The 17,877-nt window shown below is 51.5% G+C and carries 17 protein-coding genes, 1 other RNA gene and 1 pseudogene; 8 read left to right on the top strand and 11 right to left on the bottom strand.

Annotated features, from left to right (window positions below; genetic code table 11):
- The first annotated feature begins 54 nt into the window (after nucleotides 1-54).
- Nucleotides 55-951 (top strand): annotated as a pseudogene (gene srsR, locus ACJHWR_RS17285) (LysR family transcriptional regulator SrsR).
- Here srsR and scpC read toward each other — a convergent pair.
- From scpC to ACJHWR_RS17245, 8 genes are all read right to left on the bottom strand, one after another.
- Entirely contained in the window at nucleotides 948-2,426 is a 1,479-nt protein-coding gene (gene scpC / locus ACJHWR_RS17280) for a propionyl-CoA:succinate CoA transferase (RefSeq protein WP_000449952.1), read from the bottom strand. The pseudogene srsR and the gene scpC overlap by 4 nt on opposite strands.
- Before the next feature lie 23 nt (nucleotides 2,427-2,449).
- Nucleotides 2,450-3,235, bottom strand: a complete 786-nt coding sequence (gene scpB, locus ACJHWR_RS17275; protein ID WP_000122080.1) for a methylmalonyl-CoA decarboxylase — start codon at nucleotides 3,233-3,235, stop codon at nucleotides 2,450-2,452.
- Nucleotides 3,236-3,245: 10 nt separating this feature from the next.
- Nucleotides 3,246-4,241 (bottom strand): methylmalonyl Co-A mutase-associated GTPase MeaB, encoded by a 996-nt coding sequence (gene meaB, locus ACJHWR_RS17270; protein ID WP_000606503.1) that lies wholly within the window; start codon nucleotides 4,239-4,241, stop codon nucleotides 3,246-3,248.
- Nucleotides 4,234-6,378 (bottom strand): methylmalonyl-CoA mutase, encoded by a 2,145-nt coding sequence (gene scpA, locus ACJHWR_RS17265; protein ID WP_000073262.1) that lies wholly within the window; start codon nucleotides 6,376-6,378, stop codon nucleotides 4,234-4,236. Before scpA ends, meaB begins: the two co-directional genes overlap by 8 nt.
- A gap of 202 nt (nucleotides 6,379-6,580) precedes the next feature.
- Nucleotides 6,581-7,474 (bottom strand): DNA-binding transcriptional regulator ArgP, encoded by an 894-nt coding sequence (argP, locus tag ACJHWR_RS17260; protein WP_000828351.1) that lies wholly within the window; start codon nucleotides 7,472-7,474, stop codon nucleotides 6,581-6,583.
- Between the two features lie 70 nt (nucleotides 7,475-7,544).
- The gene (locus tag ACJHWR_RS17255) at nucleotides 7,545-8,870 is read right to left on the bottom strand and encodes a ferric reductase-like transmembrane domain-containing protein (RefSeq protein ID WP_001305829.1); all 1,326 of its coding nucleotides are present in this window, start codon (nucleotides 8,868-8,870) and stop codon (nucleotides 7,545-7,547) included.
- Nucleotides 8,871-8,931: 61 nt separating this feature from the next.
- Nucleotides 8,932-9,192 carry a DUF1471 domain-containing protein gene (locus tag ACJHWR_RS17250; protein ID WP_000023744.1) on the bottom strand — a complete coding sequence of 87 codons (261 nt, stop codon included), beginning with the start codon at nucleotides 9,190-9,192 and terminating at the stop codon, nucleotides 8,932-8,934.
- Nucleotides 9,193-9,208: 16 nt separating this feature from the next.
- The gene (locus ACJHWR_RS17245) at nucleotides 9,209-9,838 is read right to left on the bottom strand and encodes an FMN-dependent NADH-azoreductase (protein WP_000697439.1); all 630 of its coding nucleotides are present in this window, start codon (nucleotides 9,836-9,838) and stop codon (nucleotides 9,209-9,211) included.
- Nucleotides 9,839-9,938: 100 nt separating this feature from the next.
- Between ACJHWR_RS17245 and ACJHWR_RS17240 the strand changes: the two genes are divergently transcribed.
- From ACJHWR_RS17240 to ibsC, 4 genes are all read left to right on the top strand, one after another.
- Complete coding sequence (locus tag ACJHWR_RS17240) at nucleotides 9,939-10,835, top strand: LysR family transcriptional regulator (protein ID WP_000568123.1); 897 nt, start codon at nucleotides 9,939-9,941, stop codon at nucleotides 10,833-10,835.
- Nucleotides 10,836-10,890: 55 nt separating this feature from the next.
- Nucleotides 10,891-11,550, top strand: coding sequence for a ribose-5-phosphate isomerase RpiA (rpiA, locus tag ACJHWR_RS17235; protein WP_000189743.1), 660 nt, complete (start codon nucleotides 10,891-10,893; stop codon nucleotides 11,548-11,550).
- 255 nt (nucleotides 11,551-11,805) lie between these two features.
- Nucleotides 11,806-13,038 carry a phosphoglycerate dehydrogenase gene (gene serA, locus ACJHWR_RS17230; RefSeq protein ID WP_001151604.1) on the top strand — a complete coding sequence of 411 codons (1,233 nt, stop codon included), beginning with the start codon at nucleotides 11,806-11,808 and terminating at the stop codon, nucleotides 13,036-13,038.
- A 228-nt stretch (nucleotides 13,039-13,266) separates the two neighbouring features.
- Nucleotides 13,267-13,326, top strand: a complete 60-nt coding sequence (ibsC, locus tag ACJHWR_RS17225; RefSeq protein ID WP_071525914.1) for a type I toxin-antitoxin system toxin IbsC — start codon at nucleotides 13,267-13,269, stop codon at nucleotides 13,324-13,326.
- Nucleotides 13,327-13,426: 100 nt separating this feature from the next.
- On the opposite strand, the gene ACJHWR_RS17220 is transcribed toward ibsC, so the two are convergent.
- The 3 genes from ACJHWR_RS17220 to zapA form a co-directional block, all read right to left on the bottom strand.
- Entirely contained in the window at nucleotides 13,427-14,029 is a 603-nt protein-coding gene (locus tag ACJHWR_RS17220) for a 5-formyltetrahydrofolate cyclo-ligase (protein WP_001298273.1), read from the bottom strand.
- A gap of 20 nt (nucleotides 14,030-14,049) precedes the next feature.
- Nucleotides 14,050-14,233: non-coding RNA, 6S RNA (ssrS, locus tag ACJHWR_RS17215), on the bottom strand.
- Nucleotides 14,234-14,274: 41 nt separating this feature from the next.
- Nucleotides 14,275-14,604, bottom strand: coding sequence for a cell division protein ZapA (zapA, locus tag ACJHWR_RS17210; RefSeq protein WP_001276008.1), 330 nt, complete (start codon nucleotides 14,602-14,604; stop codon nucleotides 14,275-14,277).
- Between the two features lie 167 nt (nucleotides 14,605-14,771).
- Between zapA and ygfB the strand changes: the two genes are divergently transcribed.
- From ygfB to ubiH, 3 genes are read left to right on the top strand one after another with little or no spacing between them, the layout of a single operon-like run.
- Nucleotides 14,772-15,350 carry a UPF0149 family protein YgfB gene (gene ygfB / locus ACJHWR_RS17205; protein WP_001295378.1) on the top strand — a complete coding sequence of 193 codons (579 nt, stop codon included), beginning with the start codon at nucleotides 14,772-14,774 and terminating at the stop codon, nucleotides 15,348-15,350.
- A gap of 25 nt (nucleotides 15,351-15,375) precedes the next feature.
- On the top strand, nucleotides 15,376-16,701 hold the full coding sequence (pepP, locus tag ACJHWR_RS17200) for a Xaa-Pro aminopeptidase (protein WP_001280383.1): 1,326 nt from the start codon (nucleotides 15,376-15,378) through the stop codon (nucleotides 16,699-16,701).
- Nucleotides 16,698-17,876: a 2-octaprenyl-6-methoxyphenyl hydroxylase gene (gene ubiH, locus ACJHWR_RS17195; protein WP_000111160.1), complete on the top strand. Its 1,179-nt coding sequence runs from the start codon at nucleotides 16,698-16,700 to the stop codon at nucleotides 17,874-17,876. Before pepP ends, ubiH begins: the two co-directional genes overlap by 4 nt.
- The last annotated feature ends 1 nt before the right edge of the window (nucleotide 17,877 follow it).

The raw sequence follows: 17,877 nt of genomic DNA, 5'->3' as shown, positions 1-17,877 counted from the left end.
TCAAGGATAGGCTGACTGAAACGGTTAAGCGGACAAGGATGCGGGGGAGGGGGTATGGACATTTTTATTTCGAAAAAGATGCGCAATTTCATTTTATTAGCGCAAACCAATAATATTGCCCGGGCGGCAGAAAAAATCCATATGACGGCTTCGCCATTTGGTAAAAGCATTGCCGCGCTGGAAGAACAAATTGGCTATACGCTATTTACCCGCAAAGATAATAATATCAGCCTCAATAAAGCCGGACAGGAACTGTATCAAAAACTGTTCCCGGTTTATCAACGACTTTCTGCGATTGATAATGAAATCCATAACTCAGGGCGTCGTTCACGAGAAATTGTGATTGGCATAGATAATACTTATCCGACAATTATTTTCGATCAGTTGATTAGTCTCGGAGATAAGTATGAAGGCGTGACCGCCCAGCCAGTTGAGTTCAGCGAAAACGGCGTTATCGATAATCTTTTTGACCGTCAGTTAGATTTTATTATCTCCCCACAGCATGTATCTGCACGAGTTCAGGAACTGGAAAACCTGACTATCAGTGAACTACCACCGCTGCGATTGGGCTTTCTCGTTTCTCGCCGTTATGAAGAGCGACAAGAGCAAGAGCTGCTTCAGGAGCTGCCCTGGCTGCAAATGCGCTTTCAGAACCGGGCCAACTTCGAAGCAATGATTGATGCGAATATGCGACCTTGTGGGATCAATCCAACCATTATTTATCGTCCCTACAGTTTTATGGCCAAAATCAGCGCCGTGGAGCGCGGACATTTTCTGACGGTGATCCCGCATTTTGCCTGGCGACTGGTGAATCCGGCAACGCTGAAATATTTTGATGCGCCGCACAGGCCGATGTATATGTAGGAATATCTTTATTCAATCAGAAATCATCGTTATACCGCCACGATGCTTCAGCATATTGCTGAAGATCGTGACGGGACGAGTCATTAACCCAGCATCGAGCCGGTTGCAATTAAATTACGGTGTAAATCGAAGACGTGGCTAAGATCGTGGTGAATATGTCCGCCGGGCGCATTTTCCAGATAGCGATGCAGATAATCCCGATACATAGGATGTGCACAATTATCAATGATAGTGCGGGCGCGTTGAAGCGGGGAAAGACCACGCAGATCGGCGATGCCTTGTTCGGTGATGATCACTTTGACGCTGTGTTCGCTGTGATCAACATGGCTGCACATTGGCACGACGGTTGAGATCTTGCCTTCTTTAGCAATCGACGGGGCCATAAAGATCGACAGATACGCGTTGCGTTCAAAATCACCGCTGCCACCGATGCCGTTCATCAGATCGACCCCGGCTACGTGCGTTGAGTTGGCATGCCCGTAAATATCAAACTCCAGGCCGACGTTCAGAGCGATGACGCCCAGACGACGGATGATTTCCGGGTTATTGGAAATCTCCTGCGGACGCAACACAATGCGGCTGGCAAAGTAATCCATATTGTCGTAAATCTTGCGCAGGGAATCGGCCGAGATTGTCAGGCTGGAGGCGCTGGCCCCGCTGATTTTGCCGGTTTCCAGTAAATGCACCACCGATTCCTGTAGCACTTCCGAATACATCATAAACGGAGGAATTTCCGGGTTTTCCCCTAGTCGCGCCATGACTGCATTATTGATATTGCCCACGCCACTTTGCAGCGGCAGAAATTCCGGCGGAATACGCCCATGCGCCATTTCCTGCAACAAGAACGTGACCACGTTATCGGCAATCTGCTGGCACATGGGATTTTGCTTATCCAGCATATTACCGGCGTCGGGCAAGTTGGTTTCCACGACGGCGACAATCTTTTTCGGATCGATTTGCACATAGCGGGTACCGACGCGATCCATTGCATGGAAGATCGACACGCTATTGCGCCGCGGAGGCGCGCCAGGAATCACAATATCCGCCAGTTCTGCAACGCGCGGATCGTGATAGCGATTGAGTTCAATGATCACTTTCTTCGCTCGCAGCAGCCAGGTCGGCGCATTACCGATCCCGCTGGTTAACCAGACTCGACCATCCGGTGCAAGTGCCGATGCTTCAATGACGGCAACATCAATTTCGCCGAAGAAACCGTAATTGACCATTTGCGCCACTTCGCTCAAATGCAGGTCAACGAAACTCACCGCGCCCTGATTGATCTTTTTACGTAAACCGGACGATGTTTGATATGGCGCACGCCAGGAAACAGCATCGGCGTCAGAAAGTACATCGTCAGCGGCGGCGCTGATTGACGCCCCCGTCAGCAGGCGGATTTGATACGGCTTTTTGGCCTCATGCTGTTCGTTAGCTCTGCGGGCAATCGCGGTGGGTAAGGCTTTCGGCGAACCCGCTGGGGTAAAGCCGCTAAATGCCACCATGTCGTTATGCTGGATAATTTCTGCCGCTTCATCGGCGGTCATCCTTGTCCACTGAGTTTCCATTTTTACTCCTTCGTTCGCAGGGATTAATGACCAACGAAATTAGGTTTACGTTTTTCGAGGAAAGCGTTCATCCCTTCCTGGTAATCTTCGCTGTCATAAACCGCGCGGCGCATCCCCTGAATACGTTCAAATTCATCGGAGTTCATGGTGTGCGCTTCGCCCAGTACACGCAGCTCTTCTTTGATAACGGCAATGGCTAACGGCGCTTTCTCAGAGATGTGGTGCGCCATTTGTAAGGTGAAATCTTCCAGTTCTTCCACTTCCACAACATGGTTGAGGATGCCGACAGCCAACGCGCGCTGGGCGGTGATTGGCGAAGCGGTAAAAATCAGTTCTTTAACAATGTGGAAGCCCGCGTCGCGGGTCAGGTTGTGAATGCCGACCAGGTTATACGGGACGCCGAGGTTTACAGGCGTCATTGAGAAGGTTGAGGTACTGGCGGCGATGATCAGATCGGAACTCATGATCATTTCAAATGCGCCACCCCAGACACTACCTTCCACCATCGAAATGATCGGTTTCGGGAATTTTTGGATCATGCGGGTGATTTGACGCAACGGATCATCATAGGAGAGCGGATCGCGACCGCCAGACGGCAGTTCGTGAATATCGTGACCTGCGGAGAAGACTTTGGATCCACTCGGCGCGCGCAAAATGATACAGCGAATTTCCGGCCGGTTGAGATCGCTTAATGCCTGCATAAGATCATCAATAAAGACTTTACTTAAGGCATTAAGTTTGCGGCCATAGTTAAACTCAATGACCGCCACTTTGTTGATAGTGACAACGTTCACATACTGATAAGACATAAAAATTCCTTTAATCAAAATATTGCATCTGGATAAATTCACTGAGCTGCCGCAGGCCGGTGCGCGGTGAGAGCGTATTGTTTTTGACCGCTAAAAGCGTCTGGCGGTAATAGCGATCGAAATCTTCATTCGCGAACAGGTGATTCAGTACTTCTTCTTCGGTTTGTTTACGCAGCCATTCCACCGATTGTTGTTGCCGCACTTGTTGCAAACGACCACTGGCAGTTAGCGCGGTTTTGAAGTCGATGATGGCGTGCCAGATCTCATTGATTCCACGTTTTTCCAGTGCGCTACAAGTCAGAACTCGTGGCTGCCATTCGTCGTATTTATGTCGCAGAATATGCAGGGCACTCTCGTACATATGCCGGGCAATGGCGACATTGGTATGGTTATCGCCATCGTCTTTGTTGATAACGATCAGATCTGCCACTTCCATCAGCCCCTTTTTAATGCCCTGCAGATCATCGCCACCACCGGCAATTTGCAACGAGATAAAACAGTCCACCATGCGGGCGACTTCCGTTTCCGACTGCCCGACGCCAACCGTTTCGACAATCACTACATCATAACCCGCCGCTTCGCATAACAGCATTAATTCCCGCGCTCGCTGACTGGCACCGCCCAGATGACCGGAGGATGGTACCGGGCGAATAAACGCCGCCTCGGCACGCGCCAGGTCATTCATGCGGGTTTTATCCCCGAGAATGCTACCGCCAGTGACCGGGCTGCTGGGATCGACCGCAATAACCGCAACCTTTAGTCCCTCACGAATCAACAACATGCCAAAGGCTTCAAGAAAGGTACTTTTCCCCGCGCCGGGTGTGCCGGTAACGCCCAGTCGCAGGGCGTTACCACAGAACGGCATAATGGCATCAAGCAGCTGCGTACTTAGCGCCTGATGACGCGGGTGACGGCTTTCCACCAGGGTCATGGCCTGGGCGAGCGTGGCACGCTCACCCTGACGTAAGCGGCGAATACTTTCTGCCAGCGTGGCTTCATTAATCATGATGCTGGCTTATTAGATTCAGTACGTCGCGCACGCTGTCGAGCATAGGCGTACCTGGACCATAAATCGCCGCCACGCCGCGCTCTTGCAGGAAGGCGTAATCCTGCGGTGGAATGACGCCACCCGCGACCACGCAGATATCTTCGCGTCCCCATTTTTTCAGCGCTTCGACCAGTTCCGGGATCAGCGTCTTATGACCGGCAGCCAGTGAAGATGCGCCCACTACGTGAACGTCGTTTTCTACTGCCAGGCGGGCGATCTCTTCAGGTGTAGAGAACATCGGGCTTAAATCTACGTCGAAACCGAGATCGGAATAGGCGCTGGCGATCACTTTCGCGCCGCGATCGTGCCCATCCTGGCCCATTTTGGCGATCAGAATGCGCGGACGACGACCATTGTCGGCAAGGAACTGCTCCGTTTGCGCAACAATGGCATCGAACTCGGTGGCCGATTTCTCAGACTGATGATAGCTTTGCGCAATCACGCCGGTAACACACTGGCTTGGCACCAGATAACGGTCAAATGCCGCTTCCAGCGCATCGGAAATTTCACCAAGCGTTGCGCGAACGCGAGCGGCATTAACAGCGGCAGCCAGCAGGTTTTCGTTATGCTGTGCGGCGTGAGTCAGGGCGTTCAACGTGGCGGTTACGGCAGCATCATCACGGGTGGCGCGAATGCGTTCCAGTGAAGCAATCTGCTCGTTACGCACCATCACGTTGTCGATCTCAAGGACGTCGGTTTCGTCTTCGTGATCCAGTTTGTACTTGTTGACACCAACGATGACACGCTTGCCCTGGTCGATCAGCGACTGCTCGCGCGCTGAGGCCTCTTCGATCATTCGTTTTGGCAGGCCTGCTTCGATCGCTTTCGCCATGCCACCGGCTTCGTCGATCTGTTGGATAATGGCTCTGGCTTGTTTGACGATTTGATCGGTCAGCGATTCAACGTAATAGGATCCGGCCAGTGGATCGACGGTGCGGCAGAGTTCTGATTCTTCCTGAATGATGATCTGGGTATTGCGGGCAATGCGTGCTGAGAAATCGGTAGGCAAACCAAGCGCTTCATCAAAGGCGTTGGTATGCAGTGACTGAGTACCGCCCAGCGTTGCAGCCAGGGCTTCAATGGTGGTGCGGATAACGTTGTTATACGGATCCTGTTCAGTCAGGCTCCAGCCTGAGGTCTGGCAGTGGGTACGCAGCGCCAGTGATTTCGGATCCTGTGCGCCAAATCCACTGACCGCTTCGCTCCATAAATAACGTGCCGCACGCAACATGGCGACGTTCATAAACAGATCCATGCCAATGCCGAAGAAGAACGACAGGCGAGGAGCGAAGTCATCAATTTTCAGCCCGGCGGAGATTGCTGCTTTGATGTACTCAATCCCATCAGCGAGCGTAAATGCTACCTGCTGCACGCAGTTGGCACCCGCTTCACCCATATGGTAACCGCTGATACTGATGGTATTAAATCGCGGCATGTTGCCGGAACACCAGGCGATGATGTCTGCGATAATACGCATTGACGGTTTTGGCGGGTAAATATAGGTGTTGCGGCAAAGATACTCTTTGAGGATATCGTTTTGAATAGTGCCGGTCAGTTTATCGGGTGTAACACCTTGCTCTTCTGCGGCGACAATATAAAACGCCAGTACTGGTAGTACTGCGCCATTCATGGTCATCGAAACCGACATTTTATCCAGCGGGATCTGGTCGAACAGGACTTTCATATCTTCCACGGTGTCGATAGCAACGCCCGCTTTGCCGACGTCGCCCGCCACGCGCGGGTTATCGGAGTCGTAGCCTCGGTGGGTGGCAAGGTCAAACGCAACGGAAAGACCTTTTTGCCCGGCGGCCAGGTTACGGCGATAAAAAGCGTTGGACTCTTTTGCTGTTGAAAAACCAGCATACTGACGGATGGTCCACGGTTGGGCGGTATACATAGTGGCACGCGGGCCACGAACGTAGGGGGGCAAACCAGGAAGGGTACCTGTCACCTCCAGATTATCGAGATCGGCTTCGGTATACAGCGGCTTGATGGCGATCCCTTCCGCGGTTTGCTGAACCAGCGAGTCGACAGTTTTCTCCCGACGGCTCAATTCCTTGTTGGCAAGCTGTTGCCACTCCTGCACGTTAGACATTATTTGCTCCGTAAAACGCAATCAAAATGAGGGTATTTGCGCTTACGGTGAGCTTTTTACGTGGGTTTGTCGCCAGCAAAAAAATGCATTCAGACGTCGTTTTTTGCCGCCTGAGATTTGTCTATTTTGTGATGTGATTCAAGGAATACAAAAAGACGTGCGGATAATGCCTGATATGTGCTATCAGGCATTATTTGATGGATTAATCCTGACGAAGGACTTTGTGACCATAATCGAGTAACGCATCAGTGACTTTACGCATCATGCGGCTTTCAGGAGCAAAGCGGTGCCAGTAGAGCATCCGTCGTTGAAATAGCCCAGGCGTTAAGTCAATCAGTTCACCGCTGGCCAGCTCTTTCTCGATTTGCAGGTGCGGGATCATACAGCAGGTGGTGCCCTGGCGAGCAAGTTGCACGAACGCTTCTGAAGAATTAACGATATGGCAGGGTACGCTGCCAGGAGGCAGATCGAAGTTTTGCTGCAAAAAGGCCTGGTGCATATCGTCAAGATGGTCAAAGGCGACCACAGGTGCTTTCAATAATGCCGAACGCGTTACGCCGTTAGGGAAATATTTTTCGGCAAACGGTTTTGAGCTGACGAACAGATAGTCGAGCGCACCGAGCTTATCGACAAGACAGCTCGGCAGCGCCTGATGTTGAATACTCACCGCGCCGACCACTTCGCCGCGGCGCAGACGTTCCTGAGTGCGGGTTTCATCTTCTACCTGCAAGTTGAGGCGGATAGGCGAATCAGCCAACACAGGAGCCAGCGCCGGAAGCAACCACGTCGCCAGACTGTCGGCGTTGACCGCCAGTGAAAGTAGCAGCGGAGTCGAACCGGTTTGTTCATCGCCCAGCCACTCTTCTTCCAGCAACTCCACCTGGCGTAGCAGTGCCAGCAGTTTTTGCCCTTGTTCTGTCGGGCGCGGCGGTACGGTACGCACCAACAGCGGCTGCCCGAACATATTTTCCAGTTGCTTAATGCGCTGTGAGACGGCTGATTGTGTAATGCACAGCTTTTGTGCCGCGCGCTCAAATCCTCGTTCACGTATCACCGCATCCAGTGCCTGTAATGTTCTGTAGTCCGGGCGTTTCATTGCTGTTGTCTGCTCCTGGTAAATGCTTTTTCCTGCACTATGACACAATTTTGCGTTGGGTACAGAGCATTTAACGCATACAAAAACGGTCGAAATGGAAGTTTTGGCTGGCAATCCCATTTTCATATAACCCTTTGCTGAGCGCTTTGGCAAAACTCTGTGGGCCGCAAAACCAGAAATGGGTGTCACCTTTATTTGCTATTTTATCAGTAAGATAGTGCACCTGTAGGCGCTCACCTTTATGCGCATCAAGCAGATGCAGTGTGACCCTGGCCTGGGCACAAAGTGAGGTCAGTTTATCAATATACCAGGCATCCTCGCTTCGGCTGACGCAATACCAGAGATCCACAGGAACAAAGGACGCGCCATGATGTTTACGATACTCAAGCTGGGCGATAAAGGGGGTAATGCCGATGCCTCCTGCTATCCAGACCTGGTGGGAGCAAGGGAGAGTAAAATCAAACTTTCCCCATGGCCCTTCAACGAAGGCGGACTGGCCGATTTTTATCGAGGATGCCAGAGTCGAGGTATAATCCCCTAAATGTTTGATCGCAAAGCGCAACGTGTTCTTCTCTTTGGTATATGAAGCGATAGTAAAAGGGTGAGATTCTTTACTGTGTGCGAACGTTAAGAATGCAAACTGTCCCGGAGAATAGTCGATGGCATGTTCCAGCTCAAGGGTGACTTCGGTAATTTGTCCCGGATGGTTAACAATGTTTTTAATGGTAGCCTGATGCTTGTTTTTACTACCGTTTAATTTCAGCAGCGAAATGAAAGCCGCAAAGACGCCCGGAATAGTAATTAAAATTAATAAATACGCAGCAGGAGTTTCCCACCAGTATGATTTAAACAAAGCAGTAAACACATGAAAGGCAATTGCCAGATAAAAGACGGGGAACAAACGGTGAACAAGATGAAATAAATGATAGGGAACTTTTTTACTAAGAGACACGAAAATCATCGCTATCATAATAAACATTGCACATTCACCCACCAACAGTCCCGCATGAAGCCAATTTTCTTGTACTGGCGTCAGGTTAATATCAACGATTTTACCAGGGTGAGTAAGCCAGCCAAAGGCGACGAATAACTGGGGTAATTTTTCATCCAGCCAGTGGGCGAAAGCAAACGCTATGGCGCATATTCCTGCCCACTTATGTAATCGCCATGCTTTATCCAGACCGCCCAGCACTTTGTTAAGCCATGATGAACGCAACGATAAACACATCGTCAGCGTCATCAGACACCACGCAAGGGTTCCCGTAAAAAAGAGTATGTTTTGTCGAAGGAACCATATTAGCGCGATTGGCTTTTCACGAAAAATATCACCGGACGACAAAAAAATAAGGCATGCGACAAAGCAAACCAACGTACCTGTAAGATTAGCTTTTTTCATTTTTTATTTCATTTTGGCAGCGGAGCATGGAATAATTCCATGCTCCCGTTAAACAGAGTGATTATTTATAGAAAATCACAGTGGCGTGGATATAATTTTTACCGGAGAAAGAACTGATGTAGTAATTGCTGGCTTGTAACTCTTCCGCTTTCTCTTTGATTTGGCTTTCAACGCCCGCTGGATTGCTATTGTGTGTGGACATGCTCACTTTTGATAACTGTTCAAGATTATTGTCCGGTTTGTGTATCTCGGTTGCTGCAAATGCGTGTCCTGTGAGAGTGCAAAGAAATAATGCGGCAAATAAATTTTGCTTAATAGACATAATAACTCCTTTTATATTAAAGATAATGATTAAATACGTGTGTTATGAGATCAGGGATTTGCGCTAATGCATTTTGCTCGGCGAGTTCGCGTCCCGGTTGGGTTTTGTCGACACCTTCCGCACGTAAAATATGTGTATTGGTAATGCCCATTAATTTCAGCGTGGCTTGCAGATAACTTTCCTGATGATCCAGCGCCAGATGTGCTTCATCGCAATAGATACCGCCGCGCGTCGAGACAATAAACGTCGGTTTATCCGTCAGTAACCCAACGGCACCAGCGGAAGTAAAACGAAACGTTAAACCAGCCTGACAGACCTGATCTATCCAGGTTTTGAGGCCAGATGAAACGCTGTGATTAATCATCGGCGCGCCAATAATGAGCACATCGCACGATGCCAGTTCATCAATAGCAGCGTGGATATCATTCACCTCCTGCTGAATTTGTGCGTTCTCGCACTCCGCTTTACCGCAAAGCGCCAGAAAGGTTTCTTCACGCAAATGGGGTGGGGGCGTCAGGCCAACGTCGCGATGAATAATTGTGGCTTGCGCGAAACGTTGGCAAAGCGCTTCTACCAGCGCCTGGCTTAATTTCCGCGAACTTGAATGCTTAAGCATTGGACTGCTATCGATATGGAGAATTTTCATGGGGTTGCTCTCATTTCTGCGATGAGAGAAGTTTAATTGTTGTTGATATGGTGATTAAATAGACATAATTGAACTTCATTGTTGTGAAAATAGAACAATCATGATCGACTGGAATGATTACTACTACTTTGCCCTGATTGCCGATGAAGGCAGCTACAGCCAGGCGGCGCTGCGTGCGGGTGTGTCGAAATCGGTATTAAGCCGTCGAATGGCAGCGCTGGAAGAGCGCCTCGGCGTGAGGCTTATTCAGCGAACTACGCGGCGTCTGGCCCTGACGGCGGCAGGGGAACAGTTTGCTGTCGAGTGTCGGGCGCTGGTGGCTCAGGGGGAACGGGCCAGAGCGGTGGTGATGGCCGCCCAGGAAAGCCCACAGGGAATGCTGCGCGTCAGCGCGCCGGTATTTATGGCTGAAACATGGTTTGGTGAGTTCGTCAGTGAATTTATCGCCCGCTGGCCCTTGGCGAAGGTGCAACTGCTGGCAATTAATCGCCCGGTGGATATGGTCGCTGAAGGCATTGATATTGCGCTGGTTACGGCTTCCGGCGCGCTTGCGGACTCGACGCTGCATTATAAAAAATTACATACCCAGGCTGATATTTTAGTTGCCAGTTCGCAGTGGCTGGCCCGCCATCCGCAGGTGAAGGCCATTGACGATCTTAACCGCGTCGACGGGATCCTCCGCCTGACGAACAATGGCGGGAGCCAGTGGCAGTTAATGAATGGCGACCAGGAGATTACGCTGCATCCCGAGGCGCGTTTGCAGACAAATAACATTCGCGTCATGTTGCAGGCAGTGCTTGGCGGGAATGGCGTGGCGTTATTGCCTCAATTTGCCTGTAAACAGGGGCTTGCCAACGGTGAACTGGTGCGCCTGTTCGCACCGTGGAGCGGCATACCCAGACCGTTGTATGCTTTATTTGCCGGGCGAAAGGGGATGCCCGCCATTGCGCGATATTTTATGGATGAGTTAACCACGCGGCTTGCCAACGGGGTCTGAATCGCTTTTTTTGTATATAATGCGTGTGAAATTTCATACCACAGGCGAAACGATCATGACGCAGGATGAATTGAAAAAAGCAGTAGGATGGGCGGCACTTCAGTATGTTCAGCCCGGCACCATTGTTGGTGTAGGTACAGGTTCCACCGCCGCACACTTTATTGACGCGCTCGGCACGATGAAAGGCCAGATTGAAGGGGCCGTTTCCAGTTCAGATGCTTCCACTGAAAAACTGAAAAGCCTCGGCATTCACGTTTTTGATCTCAACGAAGTCGACAGCCTTGGCATCTACGTTGATGGCGCAGATGAAATCAACGGCCACATGCAAATGATCAAAGGCGGCGGTGCGGCGCTGACCCGTGAAAAAATCATTGCTTCGGTTGCGGAAAAATTTATCTGTATTGCCGACGCCTCCAAGCAGGTTGATATTCTGGGCAAATTCCCGCTGCCAGTAGAAGTTATCCCGATGGCACGTAGTGCAGTGGCGCGCCAGCTGGTGAAACTGGGCGGTCGTCCGGAATACCGCCAGGGCGTGGTGACCGATAACGGCAACGTGATCCTCGACGTCCACGGCATGGAAATCCTTGACCCGATAGCGATGGAAAACGCCATAAATGCGATTCCTGGCGTGGTGACTGTTGGCTTGTTTGCTAACCGTGGCGCGGACGTTGCGCTGATTGGCACACCTGACGGTGTCAAAACCATTGTGAAATGATCTGACGGGGGAACCTCCCCCGTTAAAAAAATTCTCTTCATTAAATTTGGTGACATGTGTCACGTTTTTACCTGGCTATTGTCGATTGCTCTAAATAAACCCTCTAAACCAGCATATTCATCCAAGAAATACCTTTGCGTGATATTTCCTCAACATTGCGACGCAAACGTTCATATTGCCGCAATATTATTTTTTGATATGTTGAAAGGCGGATGCAAATCCGCACACAACATTTCAAAAGACAGGATTGGGTAAATGGCAAAGGTATCGCTGGAGAAAGACAAGATTAAGTTTCTGCTGGTAGAAGGCGTGCACCAAAAGGCGCTTGAAAGCCTTCGTGCAGCGGGTTACACCAACATCGAATTTCACAAAGGCGCGCTGGATGATGAACAATTAAAAGAATCCATCCGCGATGCCCACTTCATCGGCCTGCGATCCCGTACCCATCTGACTGAAGACGTGATCAACGCCGCAGAAAAACTGGTCGCTATTGGCTGTTTCTGTATCGGAACAAACCAGGTTGATCTGGATGCGGCGGCAAAACGCGGGATCCCGGTATTTAACGCACCGTTCTCAAATACGCGCTCTGTTGCGGAGCTGGTGATTGGCGAACTGCTGCTGCTATTGCGCGGCGTGCCGGAAGCCAATGCTAAAGCGCACCGTGGCGTGTGGAACAAACTGGCGGCGGGTTCTTTTGAAGCGCGCGGCAAAAAGCTGGGTATCATCGGCTACGGTCATATTGGTACGCAATTGGGCATTCTGGCTGAATCGCTGGGAATGTATGTTTACTTTTATGATATTGAAAACAAACTGCCGCTGGGCAACGCCACTCAGGTACAGCATCTTTCTGACCTGCTGAATATGAGCGATGTGGTGAGTCTGCATGTACCAGAGAATCCGTCCACCAAAAATATGATGGGTGCGAAAGAGATTTCACTAATGAAGCCCGGCTCGCTGCTGATTAATGCTTCGCGCGGTACTGTGGTGGATATTCCGGCGCTGTGTGACGCGCTGGCGAGCAAACATCTGGCGGGGGCGGCAATCGACGTATTTCCGACGGAACCGGCAACCAATAGCGATCCATTTACCTCTCCGCTGTGTGAATTCGACAACGTCCTTCTGACGCCACACATTGGCGGTTCGACTCAGGAAGCGCAGGAGAATATCGGCCTGGAAGTTGCGGGTAAATTGATCAAGTATTCTGACAATGGCTCAACGCTCTCTGCGGTGAACTTCCCGGAAGTCTCGCTGCCACTGCACGGTGGGCGTCGTCTGATGCACATCCACGAAAACCGTCCGGGCGTGTTAACTGCGCTGAACAAAATCTTCGCCGAGCAGGGCGTCAACATCGCTGCCCAGTATCTGCAAACCTCTGCGCAAATGGGTTATGTAGTTATTGATATTGAAGCCGACGAAGACGTTGCCGAAAAAGCGCTGCAGGCAATGAAAGCTATTCCGGGTACCATTCGCGCCCGTCTGCTGTACTAATTCCCCTTCTCTGAAAATTAACGGGCAGGTCACTGACTTGCCCGTTTTTTTATCCCTTTTCCACACCGTTGCCGCATTGCGCATTCTACTTTGCGAGTCTGCTCCAGAAAATAAATCAAAGTCAGATCAATGCGTTGTGTTTATTTAATGGGGATTTACGATGGCAGGGCAGCATGGGGCTGTAACGGTAAAGCCCTCACCGAAGCGAGGGCTTGAAGGAGAAGGGTTATGATGCGACTTGTCATCATACTGATTGTACTGTTACTCATAAGTTTCCCAGCTTATTAACAGTCAGTCTCAGGGGAGGAGTCATCCTCCCTTACCCTTACTCACTAAATTAGGTTAAAGAATCAACGATGTCAATCAGGGCGATGCAGGTGTGTCGCCCTCACCACTCCCAGACTTTCGACGGTGTAACCACCGCAGGAAGAGGGATATCCCACTCTTCAACGGGGAGTTTTTCCACCAACTGACAATCATGCGCATAACCCACCGGTTGCATTTTATAGTGCTGCCAGTTTTGTAAGGTTCGATCATAAAAACCACCGCCCATTCCCAGGCGCTGACCGTACTCATCAAAGGCGACCAGCGGTGTGATCAACACGTCTAATCGGGAAAGGGGGAGCACGTCACGCACATCCAGTTTTGGCTCATGGATCTTCAACCTGTTCATCACCAGTTCGCTTTGCGGATGGTAATTCAGGAACAGCAAATTACCGGCACTGAAGGGATGCAAAACTGGAAGATATACGCGCTTACCGGCGCGCCAGAGTTGTTCTATAAGTGGCTGGGTGTCGAGTTCGCCATCAAAAGAGAGGAATACAGCGACCGTATGCGCCATCACCACTGGGGGATAAGTCATCATCCGGGTAGCAGCTTGTTGACCCATTTCCTGCTGTTGTTCCGGCGTTAACGCACGACGACGTTGCCGAATCATTTTGCGGATTTCTTGTCGGGATAATGTCAGTGGGAGTTCTGGTAGTTGCGTCATGGCTGGTGCCAGATAAGAAGGGAATCTCCGAGATGCCGCCGCAGGCTGTAACCCTTGAACCCTTGGTTCAAGGTGAATGTGTCGTCGCAGTTTTAAGGCTTCTCGGACGGACCGAGCATGCTCACCAACCGCGGAGCGCCACATTCTTGTGGTATGAAATATCGGCTCAGGGGACTGGCCCGCTTGCGAACATCTCAGAGAAATTTTGTCTTCACGGTTACTCTACCACAGTAAACCGAAAAGTGTCATTCAAAGTTTTGGTTAGTTTTTTCGGTGATGCGACCTTGTTCAAGTAACGCTTGTTCTATGGTCTGCTGCAGCATCCGAATACGCTGTTCCATACTTGCCGCGTAGTCACGAGTCTTCGCTTTTTCTTGCGCTAACTCATAGCTGATATTCAATGCGGCAATGAAGACCAACTGTTCAGTATTTGTGACTCTAGTGCGTTCTTTCAGATCTTGCAACCGTTGGTTCAGATCGTCCGCTGCCTGATTCAACGCATCCCTTTGGTCAGGCGGGCAGTTCACACGCAGTGAACGGCCAAAAATTTGGATATCGACGGGTTGTGCAGACATGCCACCTTCCTGCTGATTGACTGCGCTGCCTTCGTCTTTAGACCCATGGTCTGCGAAGGGGCGACACTATAGCTACCCTGATGAGAAGAGACAAGCCCTTTTCTGGTCCACCAGGGCCCAAAGTGGTAGCATATCATGAATATTCCTCCCTTTGACGACGAATGCTTATGTCTATACAGAACGAAATGCCTGGTTACAACGAAATGAACCAGTATCTGAACCAACAAGGGACGGGTCTGACCCCAGCTGAGATGCATGGTTTAATCAGCGGGATGATATGTGGCGGTAACGATGACAGCTCATGGCTGCCGCTACTTCACGACCTGACGAACGAAGGCATGGCTTTCGGTCATGAGCTGGCACAGGCACTGCGTAAAATGCACTCTGCCACCAGCGATGCCCTGCAGGATGACGGCTTCCTTTTTCAGCTTTATCTGCCTGATGGCGATGATGTCAGCGTTTTCGATCGGGCTGATGCGCTGGCAGGTTGGGTTAATCACTTCCTGCTTGGTCTTGGCGTTACGCAACCGAAGCTGGACAAAGTGACCGGAGAAACCGGTGAAGCCATCGACGATCTGCGTAACATCGCGCAGTTGGGCTACGACGAAGACGAAGATCAGGAAGAGCTTGAAATGTCGCTTGAAGAGATCATCGAGTACGTCCGTGTTGCCGCGCTGTTATGCCACGACACCTTTACTCATCCGCAACCGACCGCGCCAGAAGTACAAAAACCGACTCTACACTAAAAACAAAAAACGTAAGGAGAGTGTTATGAGTGATATATCCCGGCAAGAGTTTCAGCGTCGCCGTCAGGCCCTGGTGGAGCAAATGCAACCCGGCAGCGCCGCGCTGATTTTTGCTGCACCAGAAGTAACACGTAGCGCCGACAGCGAATACCCCTATCGTCAGAACAGTGACTTCTGGTACTTCACCGGCTTTAATGAACCGGAAGCGGTGCTGGTGCTGATTAAAAGCGATGACACTCATAACCACAGCGTTTTGTTTAACCGCGTTCGCGACCTGACGGCAGAGATCTGGTTTGGTCGTCGCTTAGGCCAGGATGCCGCGCCAGAGAAACTGGGCGTTGACCGCGCACTGGCATTCAGTGAAATCAATCAGCAACTTTATCAACTACTTAACGGCCTGGATGTGGTTTACCATGCTCAGGGCGAATATGCATATGCTGATGAAATCGTGAACAGTGCGCTGGAAAAACTGCGTAAAGGCTCGCGACAAAATCTCACCGCCCCGGCAACGATGATCGACTGGCGTCCCATGGTACATGAAATGCGCCTGTTCAAATCACCAGAAGAGATTGCCGTACTTCGCCGCGCGGGGGAAATCACCGCTCTGGCGCATACCCGGGCGATGGAAAAATGCCGTCCGGGAATGTTCGAGTACCATCTGGAAGGCGAAATTCACCACGAATTTAACCGCCACGGTGCGCGCTATCCGTCCTACAACACCATTGTCGGCAGCGGTGAAAACGGCTGTATTCTGCACTACACCGAAAACGAGTGTGAACTGCGTGACGGTGACCTGGTGTTGATTGACGCGGGCTGTGAATACAAAGGTTACGCGGGCGATATTACCCGTACCTTCCCGGTCAACGGCAAATTCACCCAGGCCCAGCGTGAAATCTACGACATTGTGCTGGAGTCTCTTGAAACCAGCCTGCGCCTGTATCGTCCGGGAACCTCCATTCTGGAAGTCACCAGTGAAGTGGTGCGTATCATGGTTAGCGGCCTGGTAAAACTCGGCATCCTGAAAGGTGATGTTGATGAACTGATCGCTCAGAACGCCCATCGTCCTTTCTTTATGCATGGCCTTAGCCACTGGTTAGGACTGGATGTCCATGACGTTGGCGTTTATGGTCAGGATCGCTCGCGCATTCTGGAACCGGGGATGGTACTGACCGTAGAGCCTGGTCTGTATATCGCGCCGGATGCGGATGTGCCAGAACAATATCGCGGTATCGGCATTCGTATTGAAGACGACATTGTGATTACCGAAACCGGCAACGAAAACCTCACCGCCAGCGTGGTGAAAAAGCCGGAAGAAATCGAAGCGTTGATGGCTGCTGCGAGAAAGCAATGAGCGTAATCATCGTCGGTGGCGGCATGGCGGGCGCGACGCTGGCGCTGGCTATTTCCCGGTTAAGTCACGGGGCGCTGCCGGTACATTTGATTGAAGCGACTGCGCCAGAGTCACATGCTCATCCGGGCTTTGATGGACGAGCTATTGCGCTGGCGGCGGGTACCTGTCAGCAACTGGCGCGCATCGGCGTTTGGCAATCTCTGGCGGATTGCGCAACCGCCATCACCAGCGTGCATGTCAGCGATCGTGGTCATGCCGGATTCGTCACCCTCGCCGCAGAAGATTACCAACTGGCGGCGCTGGGGCAGGTTGTCGAATTGCATAATGTCGGGCAACGGCTGTTTGCATTGCTGCGCAAAGCACCTGGCGTAACGCTGCATTGCCCTGATCGCGTGGCTAACGTTGCCCGTGCTCAGAGTCACGTTGAAGTGACGCTGGAGAGTGGCGAGACGCTGACGGGCTGCGTGCTGGTAGCCGCTGATGGCACCCATTCAGCGTTAGCCACTGTGTGCGGCGTTGACTGGCAGCAGGAGCCTTACGAACAACTGGCTGTGATTGCTAACGTTGCGACTTCCGTTGCGCACGAAGGCCGCGCTTTTGAACGCTTCACGAAACATGGCCCGCTGGCGATGTTGCCGATGTCTGACGGACGCTGTTCGCTGGTCTGGTGTCATCCACTGGAACGGCGCGAAGAGGTGCTGTCGTGGAGCGACGAGAAGTTTTGCCGTGAACTCCAGTCTGCCTTTGGCTGGCGACTGGGGCAAATTACCCACGCCGGTAAACGCAGTGCTTATCCGCTGGCATTAACCCGCGCCGCCAGACCGATTACCCATCGCACTGTGCTGGTGGGCAATGCGGCGCAAACTCTGCACCCCATCGCCGGGCAAGGGTTCAACCTCGGTATGCGTGATGTGATGAGCCTTGCAGAAACCCTGACTCAGGCGCAGGAGCGCGGAGAAGACATGGGTGATTACGGCGTATTGTGCCGTTATCAGCAGCGTCGACAGCGCGATCGCGAAGCAACCATCGGCGTCACGGACAGCCTTGTACATCTTTTTGCCAACCGTTGGACCCCGCTGGTTGTCGGGCGCAACATCGGGCTGATGACGATGGAATTATTTACCCCGGCACGCGATGTGCTGGCGCAGCGCACCCTCGGTTGGGTGGCGCGTTGAA

The sequence above is a fragment of the Escherichia sp. WS568 genome (assembly GCF_046486085.1).
GTDB classification, from domain to species: Bacteria; Pseudomonadota; Gammaproteobacteria; order Enterobacterales; family Enterobacteriaceae; genus Escherichia; species Escherichia coli.
The sequence above is the reverse complement of the archived record's forward strand: the minus strand, read 5'-3'. Positions and strand labels throughout refer to the sequence as shown.